The sequence below is a fragment of the Clostridium kluyveri genome (assembly GCF_001902295.1).
GTDB classification, from domain to species: domain Bacteria; phylum Bacillota; class Clostridia; order Clostridiales; family Clostridiaceae; genus Clostridium_B; species Clostridium_B kluyveri_B.
Genome location: NZ_CP018335.1, coordinates 2,054,924 through 2,074,174 on the forward strand (window position 1 = coordinate 2,054,924; position 19,251 = coordinate 2,074,174).

Annotated in this window: 16 protein-coding genes, 1 pseudogene, 2 CRISPR repeat arrays and 1 riboswitch (1 of these 20 running past the window's edge); of the genes and pseudogenes, 1 reads left to right on the forward strand and 16 read right to left on the reverse strand. The window is 30.2% G+C overall.

The window, feature by feature from the left end:
- Positions 1-8: 8 nt before the first annotated feature.
- The 6 genes and pseudogenes from metK to BS101_RS09970 form a co-directional block, all read right to left on the reverse strand.
- Complete coding sequence (gene metK / locus BS101_RS09950; protein WP_073538682.1) at positions 9-1,220, reverse strand: methionine adenosyltransferase; 1,212 nt, start codon at positions 1,218-1,220, stop codon at positions 9-11.
- Positions 1,221-1,362: 142 nt separating this feature from the next.
- Positions 1,363-1,476: riboswitch (SAM riboswitch) on the reverse strand.
- A gap of 114 nt (positions 1,477-1,590) precedes the next feature.
- Positions 1,591-2,889, reverse strand: a complete 1,299-nt coding sequence (locus BS101_RS09955) for a glutamine synthetase family protein (protein ID WP_083585690.1) — start codon at positions 2,887-2,889, stop codon at positions 1,591-1,593.
- A gap of 81 nt (positions 2,890-2,970) precedes the next feature.
- Entirely contained in the window at positions 2,971-4,419 is a 1,449-nt protein-coding gene (locus tag BS101_RS09960) for an APC family permease (protein ID WP_073538684.1), read from the reverse strand.
- Positions 4,420-4,509: 90 nt separating this feature from the next.
- Positions 4,510-4,983: a hypothetical protein gene (locus BS101_RS09965; protein ID WP_073538685.1), complete on the reverse strand. Its 474-nt coding sequence runs from the start codon at positions 4,981-4,983 to the stop codon at positions 4,510-4,512.
- Positions 4,984-5,154: pseudogene (locus BS101_RS24585) on the reverse strand (TetR/AcrR family transcriptional regulator); the annotation flags it as partial.
- Between the two features lie 25 nt (positions 5,155-5,179).
- On the reverse strand, positions 5,180-5,893 hold the full coding sequence (locus tag BS101_RS09970) for a type 1 glutamine amidotransferase (RefSeq protein ID WP_073538686.1): 714 nt from the start codon (positions 5,891-5,893) through the stop codon (positions 5,180-5,182).
- A 1,100-nt stretch (positions 5,894-6,993) separates the two neighbouring features.
- On the opposite strand from BS101_RS09970, the gene BS101_RS09975 reads away from it, so the two are divergent.
- Positions 6,994-7,749 carry a CAP domain-containing protein gene (locus tag BS101_RS09975; RefSeq protein WP_073538687.1) on the forward strand — a complete coding sequence of 252 codons (756 nt, stop codon included), beginning with the start codon at positions 6,994-6,996 and terminating at the stop codon, positions 7,747-7,749.
- A 223-nt stretch (positions 7,750-7,972) separates the two neighbouring features.
- Here BS101_RS09975 and BS101_RS09980 read toward each other — a convergent pair whose 3' ends face one another.
- The 10 genes from BS101_RS09980 to cas4 form a co-directional block, all read right to left on the reverse strand.
- Positions 7,973-9,076 (reverse strand): hypothetical protein, encoded by a 1,104-nt coding sequence (locus BS101_RS09980; protein ID WP_073538688.1) that lies wholly within the window; start codon positions 9,074-9,076, stop codon positions 7,973-7,975.
- 138 nt (positions 9,077-9,214) lie between these two features.
- Entirely contained in the window at positions 9,215-10,588 is a 1,374-nt protein-coding gene (locus BS101_RS09985; RefSeq protein WP_198039584.1) for a methyl-accepting chemotaxis protein, read from the reverse strand.
- Between the two features lie 18 nt (positions 10,589-10,606).
- On the reverse strand, positions 10,607-10,786 hold the full coding sequence (locus BS101_RS23270) for a hypothetical protein (protein ID WP_198039585.1): 180 nt from the start codon (positions 10,784-10,786) through the stop codon (positions 10,607-10,609).
- 339 nt (positions 10,787-11,125) lie between these two features.
- A CRISPR array of direct repeats spans positions 11,126-11,959; the repeat unit is 30 nt; unit sequence GTTTCAATTCCTCATAGGTAATCTAAAATC.
- Between the two features lie 168 nt (positions 11,960-12,127).
- Positions 12,128-12,886, reverse strand: coding sequence for a Fic family protein (locus BS101_RS09990; protein WP_073538689.1), 759 nt, complete (start codon positions 12,884-12,886; stop codon positions 12,128-12,130).
- Positions 12,887-12,964: 78 nt separating this feature from the next.
- Entirely contained in the window at positions 12,965-13,639 is a 675-nt protein-coding gene (gene cas6, locus BS101_RS09995) for a CRISPR-associated endoribonuclease Cas6 (RefSeq protein WP_083585692.1), read from the reverse strand.
- Positions 13,640-13,820: 181 nt separating this feature from the next.
- Positions 13,821-14,987, reverse strand: coding sequence for an RNA-guided endonuclease InsQ/TnpB family protein (locus BS101_RS10000; protein ID WP_073538691.1), 1,167 nt, complete (start codon positions 14,985-14,987; stop codon positions 13,821-13,823).
- On the reverse strand, positions 14,980-15,588 hold the full coding sequence (locus BS101_RS10005; protein ID WP_073538692.1) for an IS607 family transposase: 609 nt from the start codon (positions 15,586-15,588) through the stop codon (positions 14,980-14,982). The genes BS101_RS10000 and BS101_RS10005 overlap by 8 nt, the downstream gene beginning before the upstream one ends.
- 593 nt (positions 15,589-16,181) lie before the next feature.
- Positions 16,182-16,445, reverse strand: coding sequence for a CRISPR-associated endonuclease Cas2 (cas2, locus tag BS101_RS10010; RefSeq protein WP_073538693.1), 264 nt, complete (start codon positions 16,443-16,445; stop codon positions 16,182-16,184).
- Positions 16,446-16,447: 2 nt separating this feature from the next.
- A complete protein-coding gene (gene cas1b / locus BS101_RS10015) occupies positions 16,448-17,440 on the reverse strand; it encodes a type I-B CRISPR-associated endonuclease Cas1b (protein WP_073538694.1) in 993 nt (330 codons plus the stop codon).
- 20 nt (positions 17,441-17,460) lie between these two features.
- Positions 17,461-17,952: a CRISPR-associated protein Cas4 gene (cas4, locus tag BS101_RS10020; protein WP_083585693.1), complete on the reverse strand. Its 492-nt coding sequence runs from the start codon at positions 17,950-17,952 to the stop codon at positions 17,461-17,463.
- Positions 17,953-18,117: 165 nt separating this feature from the next.
- Positions 18,118-19,251: a CRISPR direct-repeat array (repeat unit 30 nt; unit sequence GTTTCAATTCCTCATAGGTAATCTAAAATC) (it continues 900 nt past the right edge of the window).

The window sequence follows — 19,251 nt, forward strand, 5'->3', positions numbered from 1 at the left end:
CCAATGAATTAAAAACTACTTACTAATTGTTGGTAATTCTTCTTATAAATATTTTTTATTTCATCAACTTTGTCAAATCTTTCCCAAGGAGCATCTATATCAGTTCTCCCAAAATGTCCATATGCAGCAGTATTTTTATATATAGGTCTCCTTAAATCAAGTTCTTTTATAATAGCAGCTGGTCTCAAATCGAACACTTCATTTATAATTTCCACTATTTGATCATCACTTATCACTTTACCTGTACCAAAAGTATCTACACTTACAGATACAGGTGAAGCAACACCTATGGCATAAGCTATTTCTATTTCAATTTTATCTGCTATACCTGCTGCCACTAAATTTTTTGCCACCCATCTTGCGGCGTATGCTCCTGACCTATCTACCTTTGTGGGATCCTTTCCTGAAAATGCTCCACCACCATGTCTGCCATATCCTCCATAACTATCAACTATTATTTTTCTCCCTGTAAGTCCGGAATCTGCTTCCGGTCCCCCTTTTACAAATCGTCCCGTAGGATTAATCAAATATTTTGTATGGGAATCTAAAAGCCCACTTGGTATTGCTGCTTTTATAACTTTATCTATTATATCTTTTTCAATTTCATCATGATTTACATTATCTTCATGCTGGGAAGATACAAGTACAGTATCTATTCTAACAGGTTTTCCTTTTTCGTACTCTACTGTAACCTGGGTCTTCCCATCAGGTCCTAAATAGGGAATTATATTGCTTTTTCTCACCTCTGAAAGCTTTTTTGCAAGCTTATGAGCTAATACTATAGGAAGAGGTAAATATTCAGGAGTTTCATTAGTTGCAAATCCAAACACTATTCCCTGATCTCCCGCTCCAATTGCCTCAATATTATCTTTTTCACCATTTCTAGATTCCAGAGAATCATTTACTCCAAGTGCAATATCCAAAGACTGTTCATCTATAGATGTTATTATGGCACAACTAGCTGCATCAAATCCAAATTTTGAATTACTATATCCAATATCACTTATGGTTTTTCTCACTATCTTAGGTATGTCTATATAGGCTTTAGTTGATATCTCCCCCACTAAAATTACAATTCCAGTATTAACAACTGTTTCGCAAGCAACTCTGCCATTCTCATCTTTCTCAATAATGGCATCTAATATGGCATCTGATATTTGATCGCAAATTTTATCTGGATGTCCCTCTGTAACGGATTCTGATGTAAATAATCTACTCATTTTTATTACCTCCAATTCATTACTCAATATAAAATAGCGAGTCAATTCTATATATTTTTCATTATCTTATGGGGTTTTTAGGCTTACCGTTAAAATAAAAAACTTCCTTGAAGAAACTTCAGGAAGTTTATATCCTAATCGTCTCTTATCTATCAGGCTTCTCATATTAATACCTGCTGGAATTAGCACCATGAAATACAAATCTTCTGGTTGCCGGACATCATAGGGCCAGTCCCTCCGTCTCTCTTGATAAGAAATCTATATTTAATTAACTCATTTTTGATTTAAATACACTATAAGGCTTTTGAAATATTTTGTCAATATATAAATTGAAATATATTTAATTTTTTTATAGATTAAAAATAATATATTAGCTATATTCAAGATATCTATTAAACTCCCAATCTGTTACAGATTGTTCGTAAAGATTTATTTCATTTCTTCCAATTGCTAAAAACAATTTTATAAATTCTTCATTAAAATACTTTTTAGCTATTTTGCTCTTCTCAAGTTTATCTAAAGCTTGTTCTAAATTTTTAGGTAACAATTTTTCAGTAGTTAAATATGCATCAGTAGAGGTACTTTCACATAAATTAAGTTCATTTTCTAATCCATACAATCCCCCTGCAAGACTAGCTGCAATTGCTAAATATGGATTTGCATCTGAAGAGCCTATTCTCTGCTCCAATCTACTACCTTTCCCATTGCTAAGAAGCGAGCGTACAGCTACCGTCCTATTGTCATACCCCCAAGATTCACTAACAGGCGCAAATGAATATTTATTGAATCTTTTATATGAATTAATAGAAGGAGATGTAAATGCCATGAATTCACTGGTAGTGTTGGTTAAGCCTGCAAGATATCGATTTGCAATTTTTTTGTCATGTTGAAATATATTCTTATTTAATTCTAAATTCCATAGACTCTGATGAACATGGAATCCACTTCCAGACTCTTGAGTCCAAGGTTTTGCCATAAACGTTGCATAAAGATCATACTTTCTTGCTGCTTCCTTAACTATGCTTTTTAGCAGTACAGTTTTATCCGCAGCATCTAAAGCATCACCATATTCAGTTATTATCTCAACTTGTGCAGGTCCATATTCCATATGGGTAGCTTCAAGCTCTATACCAATGTCATTTAAATTATTACGTATTTCTCCAAGGATATATTCTAATTCTAATCCCTTACTTAAGGAATAGGTATGAATTCCTTGATGCAGTTTCTGCCTCTCATTATCAAGTAGATAAAACTCCAATTCTACCCCTACTAGAGGCCTATATTTAAGCTGTTCATACCTAATAACAAGTTTTTTAAGTATCTCTCTAGGTGCATATTTAAAAATTTCACCATTTTCCTCATAAATTTCGCCAAATACAAAAGCACTGCCCTTTCTCCATGGTATCTCTCTAAATGTTGATAGTATAGGTTTCACTATTACATCTGGACATCCTGTATTAAAATCCGTAATTTCCACTCCCTCAAAAAGATTACCTTGTATATCCCAACCCAAAGAAGCTCTACATACTCCAAAACCACTTTTATAATTTTTTAAAAAACTTTTAGCAGGAATCATCTTTGCTCCCAATATTCCAAGAGTATCAGCATGCACAACTTCTATGGTATGTATGCCTTTTTCTTTAATTATTTTCTCCAATTCATCTATCAAATCTATCTATCCTCTCATTCAATAATATTTTTTATAAACAGGAAATGATGGCTTTTTATACCATGAACACTGAAAAATATATTATATTGCACTTTTCTTTCTATCGATTTTAAATTGTTCATTAATATCTTTTACGTTAACTTCAATATCAGAAACTAAATTAGGATTTTTAGCCTTACATATAAAAAACCAGATGGCACCCGCAGCTAACCATGCTAAAAACATAAATGGAAAAATATTATATGGATACACCGGAAGTGGATATATACTTCCTACAATAGGAATTAAAAGTATAATAAAAGTTACTATAGAAACTATTATATGTTTAGGCTTCAGTTCTTTTTCCTTGTACAAATATACTGGTGAAGCTATTGTAACAAGTGCATAGTTAAAAAGAAAACCGAAAGTAGCAATTGTTCCCAACCAACCATAAATATCAAATATACCATTATGAAGACATATTAGAATTATAGGGATTACTGTAGCAATTAGTGAAATTAATGCAATTGATATATGAGGTGTTTTATTATTCTTGTGGACATTGCTCATGGAAGAATTTACTATACCGTGCCTGCCTATGGAAAATAGCACCCTAGCACCTGCATTGGCACAAGCTAGGAAGCTAGCCCAAAAGCTGAACAAAGTACCTAAAGAAATGATTACTCCAAAGAAACCAACAGAATTTAAATTTGCTAGAGTGGTAAGAGGTGCTTGCGCTTCATTTAATTTAATTTTACTTCCAATATACCCAAGGACTTCTATATATGCAAATATAATAAATAAAATTCCTACTATAGCCGAACTAACTAATACTGCCTTTGGAATGGTGTATAATGGTCTTTTTGCTTCTTCCCCAAGAGAGGATGCACTTTCAAATCCAACATAACTAAAAAATGCAATTACAAGCCCTATTCTAATGCTCGAAGGTGAAACATCCTTAAGGGTTAATTGTGCCAAATCTATTTTGAAGCCATTATGAACTACTACAATGATACCTAAAATAGATATGGATATTATTGAAACAGCCTCTAATATGAGGGTAAGTTTAGCTGATAGTTTTATATCTTTATATGCCACATACCATGCAGTGGCTGCACCAACTATACCTAATGCAACAAGTGGAATATTAATTCCCAGATACTGAAGCAGTACATTTGCAAAATTTATAAAACCACTTAAAACTGCACTTGTAGTAAGCCCATATGCCAGCAGAAGTGCCCATCCTGATATAAATCCCACTGTAGGTCCAAGTCCGCTGACAATATACATGTATAAAGATCCTGAGGATGCAGATCTTGATGTAAACTGATTTAAATTTATTGCTACAAATAATATGGCTATAAGTGCAAAAGCATATGCAAGCCAGGTACCATTACCTGCAGTACCATAAACCAGAGGTATAACAAATGCTAAAGAAGCAGTAGGTGCAATGCTTCCAACAGATTGTGCCAATATCTCAATAAAAGATAAATATTCTGATTTTAAACCCACTTTATTTTCTTCAAAATTATTTTTTTTAATATTACTCATAAAAATCCTCCTGGCGCTAATTTAAATTAATTTTAATATTTTTACATACAATTTATCATACAAAAGAGAGTGAGTAATTGCTCTCTTTTGTCATAAACTTTTTAAGGCACATTTTAATGATTCAACTGTCAAATTTAATTTATCTTCATTTGATAAAATCGTATTCTTAGAACAAAAAAATGCATTCATTCTCTTACTATGGTATTCTGAGACTAAGGAATATGCAAAAAGTGTAATATAATTATCAATTAAATAAGCTGCTACTTCATCTTTTATATTTTTATCTATATCTCCATGCTTTTTACTCTCTTTAACCATTTTAATAGTATAAATACTAGTGGCCTTTCTTAATTTTTCTGATGACTTAGTTGCAAATCTTTTCATTGAACTAGAACCCAAATCACAATAAATAGAAATATAATCAGGATAATCTTCAATTAATTGTTCAATTCCCTTTAATAAATTATAGATATAATCATATAAAAACTTTGATTTTTCTACATTTGCTCTATAAACTTTCTCCTCTAATATATTTGTAATATAATCTAAAACTGAAAAAAACAATGAGTCTTTATTCTTGAAATATTTATAAAGTGCTCCATTTGAAATGCCTGCCTCTTTGCATATATTATTTATAGTTGCATGATGATACCCCTCTTCTGCAAATACACTGGCAGCTGCATTTAAAATATATGTCTGTTTTTCTCTAGATAATTGTTTAAAAGTTTTTAAAATATTTTTCCCTCCTTTTTCATCTTTTTTATTTAAAAAACCATTTTAGAGAATTGTCCATTAATTTTTTAAATAAACCATATGTACTTGAAAATGCCTTTGTTTGTTCAATTATGTTTACCTTTCTTAACCTATATTCTTCTCCAAAACAATCTTTATCGTTAAAAGTTTCAAGTAATACTTTGATATTTTTCAGCGTATATTCAGGATGAAATTGAAAACCAATAGTTGGAAACTTATTGCTAACAAAAATCTGATTTTTTGCTGTCTCTGTAAAGGCTAAGGAACTACAATTTTCAGGAAGATCATAGTGATCTGAATGGCACATAAAAGATATAAAATTTTGTCCAAGATCTTTCAATAAAATATGTTCTTCTGCCTCAGCTCTAAGCTGTACTCTAAACCATCCTATTTCTTCCTTATGGGCTTTGTACACCATTTCTCCCAAAGCTTCCGCAATAATCTGACTTCCAAGACAAAATCCTATCACTGCTTTATTGTTATTTAATGCCCACTTAATATATTCAATTTCTTTATAAAGCCATGGATCCTGTTCTTTATCCCATAGATGCTGTATTCCACCATGAAGTACTATTAAATCGAAGTCTTTAATTTCAGAAAATCTAGTGTGTTCATCTATAACTATTTTCTTAGTTTCATAATTTAAATTATCTTTTAACCAATAATCTAAATTTGTGAGCTTAGGATAGTCATTATCATGTATAAATTCAGCTATTCTCATAAGCTTCTCCTAATCTTTTAAGTTATTATTTTACTTTTTAAGATAAATTTTAAATCCTTTAGTGTAATCAAGTTATTCAGAGGTCCAGGTGGAGTTTGCTTCAGATAATTGCTTATCTCTATCTGAACCCTATTAACAGTATTCTTAGTGTCTTTAGCACTTAGAATACTGTTATCCTTTTAGGGAAAGAACTTATCCAGGCGCATTATCCTTGTTTATCTCCCTCTTTAAAGAAGATGGAAGTATTAGCTAATTGCTGCGTTCAGATAAATTAAAAAGACCAAAATTACATTCTATAACTTTAGAACATAATTTTGGCCTCTAGTTTACTAGTGAACCTTAATAAATTATAATATTTATTTTACTATTAAAATTTACTTTATTGGAAATTAAACTTTTTATATATAGTATTATAATAAAATATATTTGTCAATACAAAATTTAAATATATTTTATTATGGATAATATATTTCGAATATTTCGATACATGAATATTTTACCAAAAATATTCATAGAAATTAAATTTTATAAATTAATTATAACTTGTAAATAAAATATAAAATTCTATATATATTTTTTTCAAAATATTCATATTAAATTGACATATGAAAATATTTTATTATTTTTATGAAATTTGCTACAAATATATACAATACACGCATTTTATTTATATACAAATAAAGCCTGAATATGATACCAAACCATACCCTTGCCTATGTTTTAGCTCACCATTTACTACTACTTAATCGTGAATACTCCTACTTGAATTTCACACTTTGATTATATTACAAAAACCTTACAATAAGGCTAATTCTACAAAAAGACTTTTTCATTGAGGTATTATTAAAAATATTACCTGTGATATACATTAAAGGAAAAGATTTATTAATTTTTATTCATATATATAGATGTATATAAAAAATATTACTTTATCACCATAATATTCTGATAATTTTTAAAAATGTTTGTAATTCATTCATAAAATAGAATTAATTTATTCATATTTATTATTTATACTCTAAGATAAGTTTTTAATAAATATGTAAAAACTTAATATGAAATTTAATATAATTTCATAAAAATTTTAGGGGGTTTACTTTATGAATAAAAAAATCAAATTGTTAATTGCGTCATTAATTATTGCATCAGGCATACCAACTGTTATTCCTACTATGGCAAAAGCAGCATCAAACACTTGCAGTAGTCCAGTAGTTCAGCAGGTTTCATTGAAATATGATTTAAATAACTATTCCCAGCTTAAGAATTGTCTAAAAAACTACACAGTTGTTACTTCAAAAAATGCTTGTAAAAATAATAATTCTACTACTAAGCCAACAACAAACAACAATGGAACCAGTACTACTAAACCAACAGAAAATACCGGAAACACCGGTAATACAGGAAATACTGGACAAACTTCCACTACCACTAAGCCGACAGAAAATAGTGGACAAACTTCTACCATAAGTGCAGAAGCAAATGAAGTAATTAGATTAGTTAATGTAGAAAGAAGTAAAAATGGACTATCTCCGCTTAAGGCAAATGCTGAATTATCCAAAGTAGCCACAGCAAAAGCTCAAGATATGATTGACAATAGTTATTTCAGTCACACTTCTCCTACATATGGCTCACCTTTTGATATGATGAAGAAATTTGGTATAAGCTATACAGCAGCAGGAGAAAATATTGCTTACGGACAAAAAGATGCAGCAGAAGTAATGAATTCCTGGATGAATTCTTCAGGTCATAGAGCAAACATATTAAATTCTAATTTCACAGAAATTGGAGTTGGAGTTGCTAAAGATAAAAATGGAACTCCATATTGGGTTCAGATGTTCATAAATCCCGGAAAATAATTCCAACAACAAAGCCCAAATTATTTTTTAATATATATCACGTAAGATCGCTAAATCACAATTTAGCGATCTTATTGTAATTTATAATAATTTTGTCTATAGCTTATCAACAATTACTGAAATATTAATCTGAATTTTTCCAAAAACGTATATTTAAAAGCTGTCATCATTTAAATATACGTTTTATGACGACAGCTAGTAAATTCAAAACTAAATATCAAGATTAAAATATGCTTTGTATTGCTTCTTCCTGCTCCTGAGTGATAGTACCATCAGATACCAGATTGTCTAAAATAGAATCTATCCTGCTATTTCCTTGCTTTTCCCTTTGACCAAAAATACTTTCAAAAGCAGATTTTATAGCATCCTCCTGATCCTGACTAATAGTATTATCAGATACTAAATTATCTAAAACAGATGTTAACGCATTATTCCCTTTTTCTTGTGATTCACTTTCCGTACGAGCATTTTCAAATGCAGATTGTATAGCATTTTCTTGCTCTTGAGTAATGATTCCACTAGATACTAGACTATCTAATGGATTTATATTATTATTTTCTTCTGATTTACCTGACTTAAAAGCAGATTTAAAACTTTCTTGTATTGCAGTTTTTTGTTCTTGTGTAATAGTTCCTTCAGATACCAGGTCATCCAAAACAGAATCCACTCCATCATCTTTTCTTCCCTGTATGTGACTTTGAGCAAAAACACTTTCAAAGGCAGATTTTATGGCATCTTCCTGAGCCTGAGTAATAGTACCATCAGATACCAGGCTATCTAAGGTTGAAGTTAAACCATTATCACTTTTTTGCTGTGTTTCATTTTCTGAAAAAGCACTTTCAAGAGCTGATTGTACAGCGTTTTCTTGTTCTTGGGTAATAGTGCCGTTAGATACAAGAGTATCCAATGGATTTACATTATTGTTTTCTTTTGTTTCATCTGGTTTAAAATTACTTTCTATTGCAGTTTTTTGTTCTTGTGTAATAATTCCACTAGATACCAGATTGTCTAATGGGTTAGACACTTTATTATATGTTCCTGAATTTGTTTGGTTTGATTTAAAAGCAGCATTAAAAGCATTTTGTATAATAGTTTCTTGATCCTCAGTAATAGTCCCATTAGATACTAAATTGTCTAGAGAATTAATTATGTTTGATGTGCCCCCAGCAAAAATAGAACTTCGGTATGCTTGTCCTATACTTCCAATAGAACTTTCCGTTTTATTTTCGTCCTCATTTGTAGAAGTTTCAACTTGTGAACTTAAAATTTTTTGAATACTTTGATTATACCAGTTGATTGTGTTTTGATCATTACTTATAGTATTCATGAATATCACCCCTTCAATTTTAAAAATAGCACCAGTGCTTATCACCTTATGTATCTAATTTTGATCACACCCATGCCTATTATAAAATATTTACTGTATAACTAAAGTTTATCAACTATTTCTTAAAATTTCCTTAATTTAAAAGAGGTAATCATTATATTCATTAGCCCATAGTTTTTGTGCCTTTTTCCATATTTTCCTCACAAGATTTAATAGGTCTTGTGTCAAAATATTAATTTGCTCTACACAGGCACTTACTTCTTCTGTAGCAGCCGCTTGTGAATGTGTTATATTAGTAATATCTCCTATATTATCGACAACTTTTTCTATAGATAAATTCATATCTTTAAGGCCGCTGCCTATTTTTTCTACAGCGTTTGAACTGCTAACTGATAGCTTACGTATTTCTGAAGCCACTACTTGAAATCCACGTCCTTCGCTGCCGCTTCTTGCAGCTTCAATAGATGCATTTAGTCCTAATAAATTGGTTTCATTTGATAAATTTTTAATAAATTCTATTACTTCTTCTGTTTCCTTTGTACTAGTCTTTATTTCCTGAGCTATTTTCATGGTTTCCTGTTGAAAATTAGCCAATTCCTGAGCTGTAGTAGTTATACTTTCAATGCTCCCCACCATTTCTTTCATGGAATGATAAAAATCTTCTATCTTTTTTGAAAGCTTAATATTCAATTTTTCTTTCACCTTTTCATCTGTAATATTTCTTATAGATCCTGCAACACGCAGAGGAATCCCTTCTTTATTACGAATAGTGCCACCCTCTGCATGAAACCACCTATAGGTTTCATTCTTTAACTTAAGACGATAATCTATACTGTAAGGAGTTTTACTAGAGTAATCGTTTAAATGATCAACAAAAGCCTTTAAAGCCTTATCATGATCATTAGGATGTAATTTATCACTCCAACTGCTTAAAATGTTAGGGAAATCCTGTTCATTTGAATAACCTAGCATATGGCGAAATTCATCTGTCCACGTAAATTTGTTATCAGGATTAACTGGATCTCCGGCTATAACCTCCATATCCCATAGACCAATTTGTGAAGCTTTGTTTACCAATTCAAATCTTGTAAGTATAAATTCATTTTGCTCTTCTTTTAATTTACTATCATGAATATCATATAATAATCCTACAGTATGCACTGGCTCTCCATTACTCCTTCGCATTGTATCTCCAAGAATGCAGAACCAATGATACTCACCACTTTTTAATTTGAGTCTGCATTGTACATTATAAGGAGCTCTGGCGGAATAATCCTTTAGATGAGTAACAAAAGCTTTTAAAGTATTATCATAATCATCAGGATGTAATTTATGGCTCCAACTGCTCAAAATATTTGGGAAATCCTGTTCATTTGAATAACCTAGCATATGGCGAAATTCATCTGTCCATATAATTTTATTATCAGCATTAACCGGATCCTGAGCTATAACCTCCATATCCCATAGACTAGCATTGATTAATTTATTTACTAGTTGAAAACGCTGAACCATATAATCGACTGAACTCTGTTATGAGTCAAGCATACCATTAATATTTTCAATAACTTTTTTTATATCTGATGAGAAATTTCCATAATCGACGCGAACTTTTAAGTTTCCATGCTGTATTTGTTCTAGTATCCTTTCTGTTTCAGACAATAAGTAATTTAATTCATAATTATTACCACCAGCTTTAGATTTAAAAATCATAACATATATCTCCTTAATCATAAAATTATTTTTCAGAATTAGACTCAAGTAATTCAGAGGTTTAGGTGGAATTTGCTATAGACAATTGCTCTTCTCCATCTGGACCTTATTAACAGTATTCTTAGTGTATTTAGTACTTAGAATACGTATCCTTCAGGGGGAAAACCTATCCAGACGCATATCATTGCTTATTTCCTACTTTCAAAAATATAGTATCATTGGCTAATTCCAGCATTCGAATAAAATCCTACTAAAATAATTATACCAAAAAATAAATAAAGCATACCATGGTAATCTAAAATCTGTGTAATATTGTATACACATTTTTGTTTATTTGTCATTTCAATTCCTCATATGTAGTCTAAAATCATAACTGGTCCGAAAGCTGCTGCTGCAAGCCCAAGAGTTTTAATTCCTCATAGGTAATCTAAAATCCGCAAGTTGAAGGATATAAAACACCTGCGATAGCCATGTTTCAATTCCTCATAGGTAATCTAAAATCCATAAGCCTTTTTAATAATATCTACTACACCATTAAAGTTTCAATTCCTCATAGGTAATCTAAAATCATCTTGTTCAGCTTTTTTCTTCGCTTTAATATCTGCGTTTCAATTCCTCATAGGTAATCTAAAATCCTGCATCCCAGTTGCTATTATTTGAGGAAGGTTTGTAGGTTTCAATTCCTCATAGGTAATCTAAAATCATAGAGGTGCAAAACTACAAAGTAGCTTATATGTACTGTTTCAATTCCTCATAGGTAATCTAAAATCAAACAGAAGTTGAGTTTAATGAGAAAAGATATACTGGTTTCAATTCCTCATAGGTAATCTAAAATCCCTTTCCAGTCCAGGGAGCCAATTCATAGGAGTTCCTGGTTTCAATTCCTCATAGGTAATCTAAAATCTTTCTGGTAGAAATGCAAATACAAAGAAAGATGCATAGTTTCAATTCCTCATAGGTAATCTAAAATCGAAGCAGTAAGAATAGCATATTTTGGAGAATATAAATGGTTTCAATTCCTCATAGGTAATCTAAAATCAGAATTTAAGTTCGTTGAAGTGCGAGTACCAGTGCCGAGTTTCAATTCCTCATAGGTAATCTAAAATCTTGGAGATATAGGATACAGTCTATATTTATACGATAGTTTCAATTCCTCATAGGTAATCTAAAATCCCATCCACATATTATTATAACAGGGTTTATGAAAATATCAACATGTTAATGAAGTGTTAATAAGAATCACAAACCCTTATCATTATTCATCTTTTTAATTTATCGAACCCCGTGGTTTTTTACGCTACTAGGGGTCGACGGAAAAATTATTGGTGTTACCTTTATCATCTAATCCAAAAAATCCTTTAAATTTTTTAATTTGATATTATAATCTTTAATCCATGTTTTATAAGCTTGATCTTCCAAAAAATCAACCATTTTAGATATTTCCTGCGTTTCATTGAAATATTCCAAAGCCAGGTAGTACTGTTCCCTGTCATTTTCAAATAAAACTATTGGTGGAAAGTTATTGCCTATAAGAAGATAATTGACCAGCATCCTGCCCGTTCTTCCATTTCCATCAGCAAAAGGATGTATATTTTCAAACCAGCAGTGGAAATATGAAATCACTGTTAAAACGTTATTATCATTTATTTTCACTTCATTAATTTCTTTAAACAAAGAATCTAAGTTTTCTTCTACTTCATCAGGACTTACCCCTACGTCATGTAAGCCAACTATATAATCACCTTTTTTAAATTCTCCTGGACTTTCTCCTTTTAATAACAACTGCTCTGAAAAACAATTTTTCATCAATGCATAATGAATTTTTTTTGCTAAATCAATAGATACCTTTGAATCGTATTTTTTACATAATTTAAAAATATTTTTGCATAACTCCCTGTGATTCTCTATTTCCACAAGTGTTTTCTTATTTCCTTTAAAATCTGCAACTTTTTTCCCTTTAAAGATAGTTTCAACATCTCTCAATCTTGTCTCATTATTTTCTATTTTATTCGAAGAATATGTAAACTTAAGAAAAAATCTATCTAACAATTCTTCACTTATACCTTTTCTCCAAACTTTAATACAATCTTTATAAGACATTAAAATCCTCCTTAAATATATTCTAATCTACTCTTAAAATATAAACCACAAATATTGATACAACATTATTCCAGACTTCTACTTTCTTTTTACTTCAATGCATCCAAACCCTTGAGAATTTTTGGAGCCAATTCCTGCATTGTAGGCTATATCCATAAGTTCCTTTGAACCCTGAATCAAAAATTCTCCATCCCATCCTTTTATAACATACCCCTTATACATTACAATTCTCTGTTTTAACTTTTCCCTATATAAAGGAGTTATTGAAAAACATTTATCTGAAGGTTCTGCCCCATAATAGGCTTTATATTTATGTATCAAATTTCTTCTTATAAGTTCACTGAACTCACTTTCTAAAGGATTATAATAGTAAGTTTTGTTACCTTGATAATTTTGAAATGTACTATAGACAACTATAGGAGATTTTGTATACACTATTTCTTTTTCAGAAAGTTTACTGTAGGCACTTTCAATACCCTCTATACCAACTATATTGTTTCCAAATTTAAAATTATCCTTTGCTATCACATTTAATACAAGATAATTCAAAAATCTGTCTTCAAGGGAGGAAACAGTGAAATTGGCGTTATCAAAAAAACTTATAATTTTCTTATCTCTGTATATTTTAAATTTGCCATATATTTTTGAAAATGTAAAAAGTTTATATCTTCTATTTTCAAATTTAAATCCACAATCATGTATAAATTTTTGATAGTTTTCATTTCCAAGCCAGTTTAATATTACTGCCTGCATTATACTATTATACTGACGTACAAACTTTATAATTTATTATAAAAACTTTATAAATTTATAAAACTTATTTCCTTTTTCAATACACCCCATTTTGCCTAAGCTACTTTGGTTTGATATGATGCTCCAAAGGCTTAAATTCGGTCTCGTCAATACCTACATATTAGTAGTATCTTTCATGTGATTATCCTACTAATTTATAATTTGCTAAATCAATACTTGCATTTTTATCCCTATCAATTACAATCCCACACGCACATTTATAAATTCTATCAGATAGCTTTAAATCTTTTTTGATAGCTCCACAACATGAACATTTTTTGCTTGAAGGATAAAATCTATCAGCTTTTACAAATTCAATACCATTCCATTCACATTTATATTCTAAAGTATTTATAAACTTATTGAATGATTGTTCTTGTATAGCTTTAGATAAATGTTTATTTTTTAATAAACCAGTCACGTTCAAGTCCTCAACAACTACTCTGCTTGGCTTGGTTTTCACTATAGCATTAGTAGTTTGATGAATATGATTTAAACGTATATCGGATATTTTCTTGTGTAGTAACTTAATTTTCTTTTCAAGTTTTATGATGTTATTTGTTTTATTCGGTTTTTCACTTTTTTTGAAGGCTTTTTCAGATTTCAACTTATCATATTTCCTTGAAATTTGCCTTTGAAGTTTTAGTAATCTTTTATTCAATTTCTTAACTTTTTTAGATTTATTAATGTTTTTAAAAGGTTTATCAATATTACTTACAACAGCTAGTTCCTTTATTCCTAGATCCACGCCAATACTCTCACCAGTGAGACAAAGCTTATGGGTATTTTCTACCTCAAAACCTAAGGATAAATACCAGTGGTGTCCATTATGTTTTATTCTTGGATTAGTTACTTTTATTTTATCTTTTTTATAATTTCCTATGGGAAGTCTGCCTTCATCTTTCATCTTAACGAATCCTATTCTTTCCAATTTAATAAATTTATCTTTAACTACAAATTTATTATTTAGATGAAAAAATGAATTTTCACACTTATTTTTCTTTTTAAATTTAGGATAACCATGTTCATCTTCAAAAAACTCCTCAAAAGCATCTCCTAAGTCTTTAAGTGCTTGTTGTGGTATTTCCGAAGACACTTCTCTAATCCAAGGATATTCTTCACTATTTCTAAGCTCGGTAAATATTTTTCTTAATTCTCCTATTGATAAAGATTTCTTATTTTCCTTATAATAGCTATTTAAGTAAGCTAACCCCCAATTGTAAGTAAATCTTGCAACTCCTGCACTTTTCCACATTAATATTTCTTGCTCTTTAGTAGGGTATAATCTAACTTTAATTCCTCTAATCATCTTCAGTAAGTTCCTTAATCATCTTTTTTGTCTTGTTGGCTATCTTACCTTGAAGTCTGCAACTAAATACACTTATTATTTGAACTAAATCTTCTACAACTTCTTCTTCCTCAGTCTTTTCAGTATTATCTATAATTTCAATTTCAACATTTTTATAATCACATATATTCTTTATAAGTTCATAACCAAACCTAACAAGTCTATCTTTATACAATATTACAACTTTACTAACTTGATTTTGAAGAATAAGTTCAATCAATTCATTTAATCCTTTTTTATCATAATTAATACCACTACCAATATCACTTATTATTTTAAATTTATATCCTTTTGAAATTAAATAAATCCTTACATTTTCAATTTGTCTCTCTAATGCTTCTTTTTGTTTACTACTTGAAACTCTACAATATCCAACGACTATCTTATTGTCTTTGTTCACTTCACCATTGAATTCTTTAAGTTGTTTATCCGTATAATATCTATATCCTGTCTTCGGGTCTACATATTCAGGTTTTAACTTGTTGGCATTGTCCCAATTTCTCAATGTTTGTTGTGAACGATTTATTATTTTAGCAAATTGGCCAATTGGGTATTTTTTCATGGTATCCCCTCCTATAGATATCATAGCAAATAAATACCATCAACTCAACATATTTTATAAAGTTATTATAATAAATTATCAAAGTTTATACTTTTACCCACAAACGCTACTCTGTGGATGCTATTTCGCTCACGCTAATAGCCACTTCCTTTCAGAACGTGCAAAGACTATTTCTTCTCCTTCACCATTACGTGTTAAGGGCAGACCTTTTCGAGAATCAACCACTTATTCCCTACGGTATCTCTACCTAGTCGTTGAAGGTTCTCCATATCTTTCGACTTAGGAGCTTCCCTGCATGAACAGCCATTGTTTACAGATACTTAGGATTTAACCTTATATCCATCCTTACGTTTTTTCTACTTTCGTCCCTACATATACTGCTTTCGCGCATATTGTGGTGTAAGGCTTTAGGCGTTACCTGCAATTAAATCTGTGTCCTACACTCATTTCTGAATGTACGCAGCTAAAGTTTATAAAAATCTTTGGTCTTTATAGAATTTTATAAACTTTTTGTTACTGTATAGGTAAATTCAAACAATCTTTAAATTTTAAATTTATATTCAGTCTCATACCAATCAGCTCCAATTATTAAATTATATAAAGAGTTCCTGAGAATTTTTTACTACTCCTATTTGTTCTCTTTTTGAGTATTTTGTACTGTTAAACTTATAGATTATAACAGAATCCTCTTTTTTATCCATAATATTCTCTATTTCTATTTTTAATTTTTTAAAATTAGCCATACTGAGTTCCCCCTCAAATACAGAGTTTTGAACCCAAGTTAAATATCTCCTGCATAATTTTAAGGCTTTCCCCACTCTTTTTTCTCCAAAATCGTAAACTAAAATGACAAACATTATTACCACCTCGCTATAAAGCCGACATACTCTTCATCTTGTGTAATATGTTTTTGTATTTTATAAAGCTCCATTCTGATTAATCTCTTATAACTGACTGGTTTATTAAGATTGGGATGCTTTATGGTGGTGTAGAGTTTGCTGTTATACTCTTGTAAAAATTTCTTTTTACCACTTTCAGATAACAATATACCATTAAATTCTTCTTGAAAATCCTTTACTGTAATTATGTTTTTATTTAAAAGTGAAAATATACATCTATCCACCATTATGGGCTTAAATATTTCAGCTATATCTAAATTCAAAGTAAACCTTCTCATATTTGTAGAATGCAGATATCCTATTCTTGGATCTAGATGTGTGTGGTATATTTCTCCCAGCACGGTAGAATACATAACAGAATTTCCAAAACTTATAAGTGCATTTATATTATCCTTAGGAGGTCTTTTGCTTCTTCCTCTAAATTTAAATTCTTCGTTCTTAATTATTTTATTAAAACAAGTATAGTATTTTTCCCTTATGTTTCCTTCTAATGCCATAAGCTGTTCAATACTTTCTGTCCCTTCCATAGTTTTTGACTTATTAAAAATATCTGTTATTTCACTTTCCAGCTCAATTCCCCTGCTTTTATAGTATTTAAGAACTACTATTATATTTTCCACTGCAGTTTGTATAATTTTCCTTGCAATATTTATCCTTTTATCAAAATCTAAATAAAACTCACACTGCTTTAATATGACATATCCTGAATTATAATGTTCCCTTGGATAAAAGCTTCCCATATAATATCCAAAATAATTAAAAAAATGCAGACATATTTCTTTTTGAGATACAAAATCTAAGAATCTTTTATTTAATGTGACTTCTCCAAATATCCATATGGTATCTATTTCTTCTACAGGTATGTGTTTTTTGTTATCTTCACCTTCAAAATATATTGTATTTTCTTTTCTCTTTAATTCTCCGTCATTAAATATGTAAATGTCCTTTTTCATTTTATCCACCTCCAATTTAACTAAGCAAAGCAATATTCTCTATAGGCACAATTTTTACAATAGGGAATCTTTTTTACACCAGGAGGCTTGTCTAAACTACATATATATTCTATGTGAGAGATCATTTCGGCCAATTCTTTACTTGAAGTATCATCTAATATAACTTCTTCTCTTTTTCTCTCTTCAGGATAGAGAAGCTGACCACTGGCATGTATCCCTGCATCTTTTAAGGTCTTTAGATAAAACATCAGCTGCCATTTAGATGCTTCTTTATATTTAGATGATTTTTTGGTTTCCCCTATTACCATGTTATCCTTGGAGCGAAATATTACATCAAATTTTATATTGCCAAAACTTATTTCCTTTTTGTTTCTTTTATAAGTATTTTGGTGTATAAATCTTCCTATATCTACATTTTCATCCTGCTGATCCGGTACAATTTTTCTGGACATAAGCCATAATTCTCTTTTGCAAATATTATAATACCATAAAAACACGCCATTTATATCCAACTGTAATTCTCCCTTCCACAAATTATATTTTTATGAACTAGAATACTTTATTTACATAATTATATCATAATAATCTTTCTCATAATCATCAAAAAATGATAACTATAAAAAACAACCCAGGGGTTGTTTAAACACATTAGTAAAATTATAAAATTTTTATTATTGATTCAAATTCCTCATAGGTAATCTAAAATCCTTTAGAATATTTTCTATGTGTTTTGTTATAGTCTGGTTTCAATTCCTCATAGGTAATCTAAAATCTGAAATTTTAGGTGATGGTGGAGTCCAACAAGTAACTAGTTTCAATTCCTCATAGGTAATCTAAAATCTTAAATGAAACAATAAAAGAGTATAATGAAACAATGTTTCAATTCCTCATAGGTAATCTAAAATCCTGCTCTAAATGCAGTTACGTTAACAACAGATCAAAGTTTCAATTCCTCATAGGTAATCTAAAATCTAACTATTTTCAACCTGTTTGCTCTCAGTAAATTTAGTTTCAATTCCTCATAGGTAATCTAAAATCATGAGAAAAGCTAACATAAAGAGCATAGATTTAACTTAGTTTCAATTCCTCATAGGTAATCTAAAATCAGGCAGTTACTCCTTTGAATTTAAAAACTGAATTAGAGTTTCAATTCCTCATAGGTAATCTAAAATCTACTAGGTTCCCTTTTTCTTTGCCTTGGGATTTATAGTTTCAATTCCTCATAGGTAGTCTAAAATCTGGTAGTTATACAATTCCTTTTTCTTTGGCTAAAGCCCTGTTTCAATTCCTCATAGGTAGTCTAAAATCCAATATTTTTTCAAAACGCTCTTTTTGCTTAATCTGTTTCAATTCATCATAGGTAGTCTAAAATCTTGCTTGCATTTCCTGTATTATCCAAAGTTATAGCTTGTTTCAATTCCTCATAGGTAGTCTAAAATCTGTCACATCCATGATAGCCTGTTGTTCTTGAGGAGGTTTCAATTCCTCATAGGTAGTCTAAAATCCTGTGTAACTGCTATTGCTCCCGCATGATATTTTCGTTTCAATTCCTCATAGGTAGTCTAAAATCTTTCATTGTCATTATTCATTTCCCTCCATTTTCTTTTGTTTCAATTCCTCATAGGTAGTCTAAAATCTTTCAAGATGAAGAATATGATTGGCATATCAAAGATGTGTTTCAATTCCTCATAGGTAGTCTAAAATCTGAAAATGGTAGAAAAAACATTTGAGACTTGTTCTACGTTTCAATTCCTCATAGGTAGTCTAAAATCAGAAAAACTAGGAGCTAATGTCGGAGATACAGTGGAGGG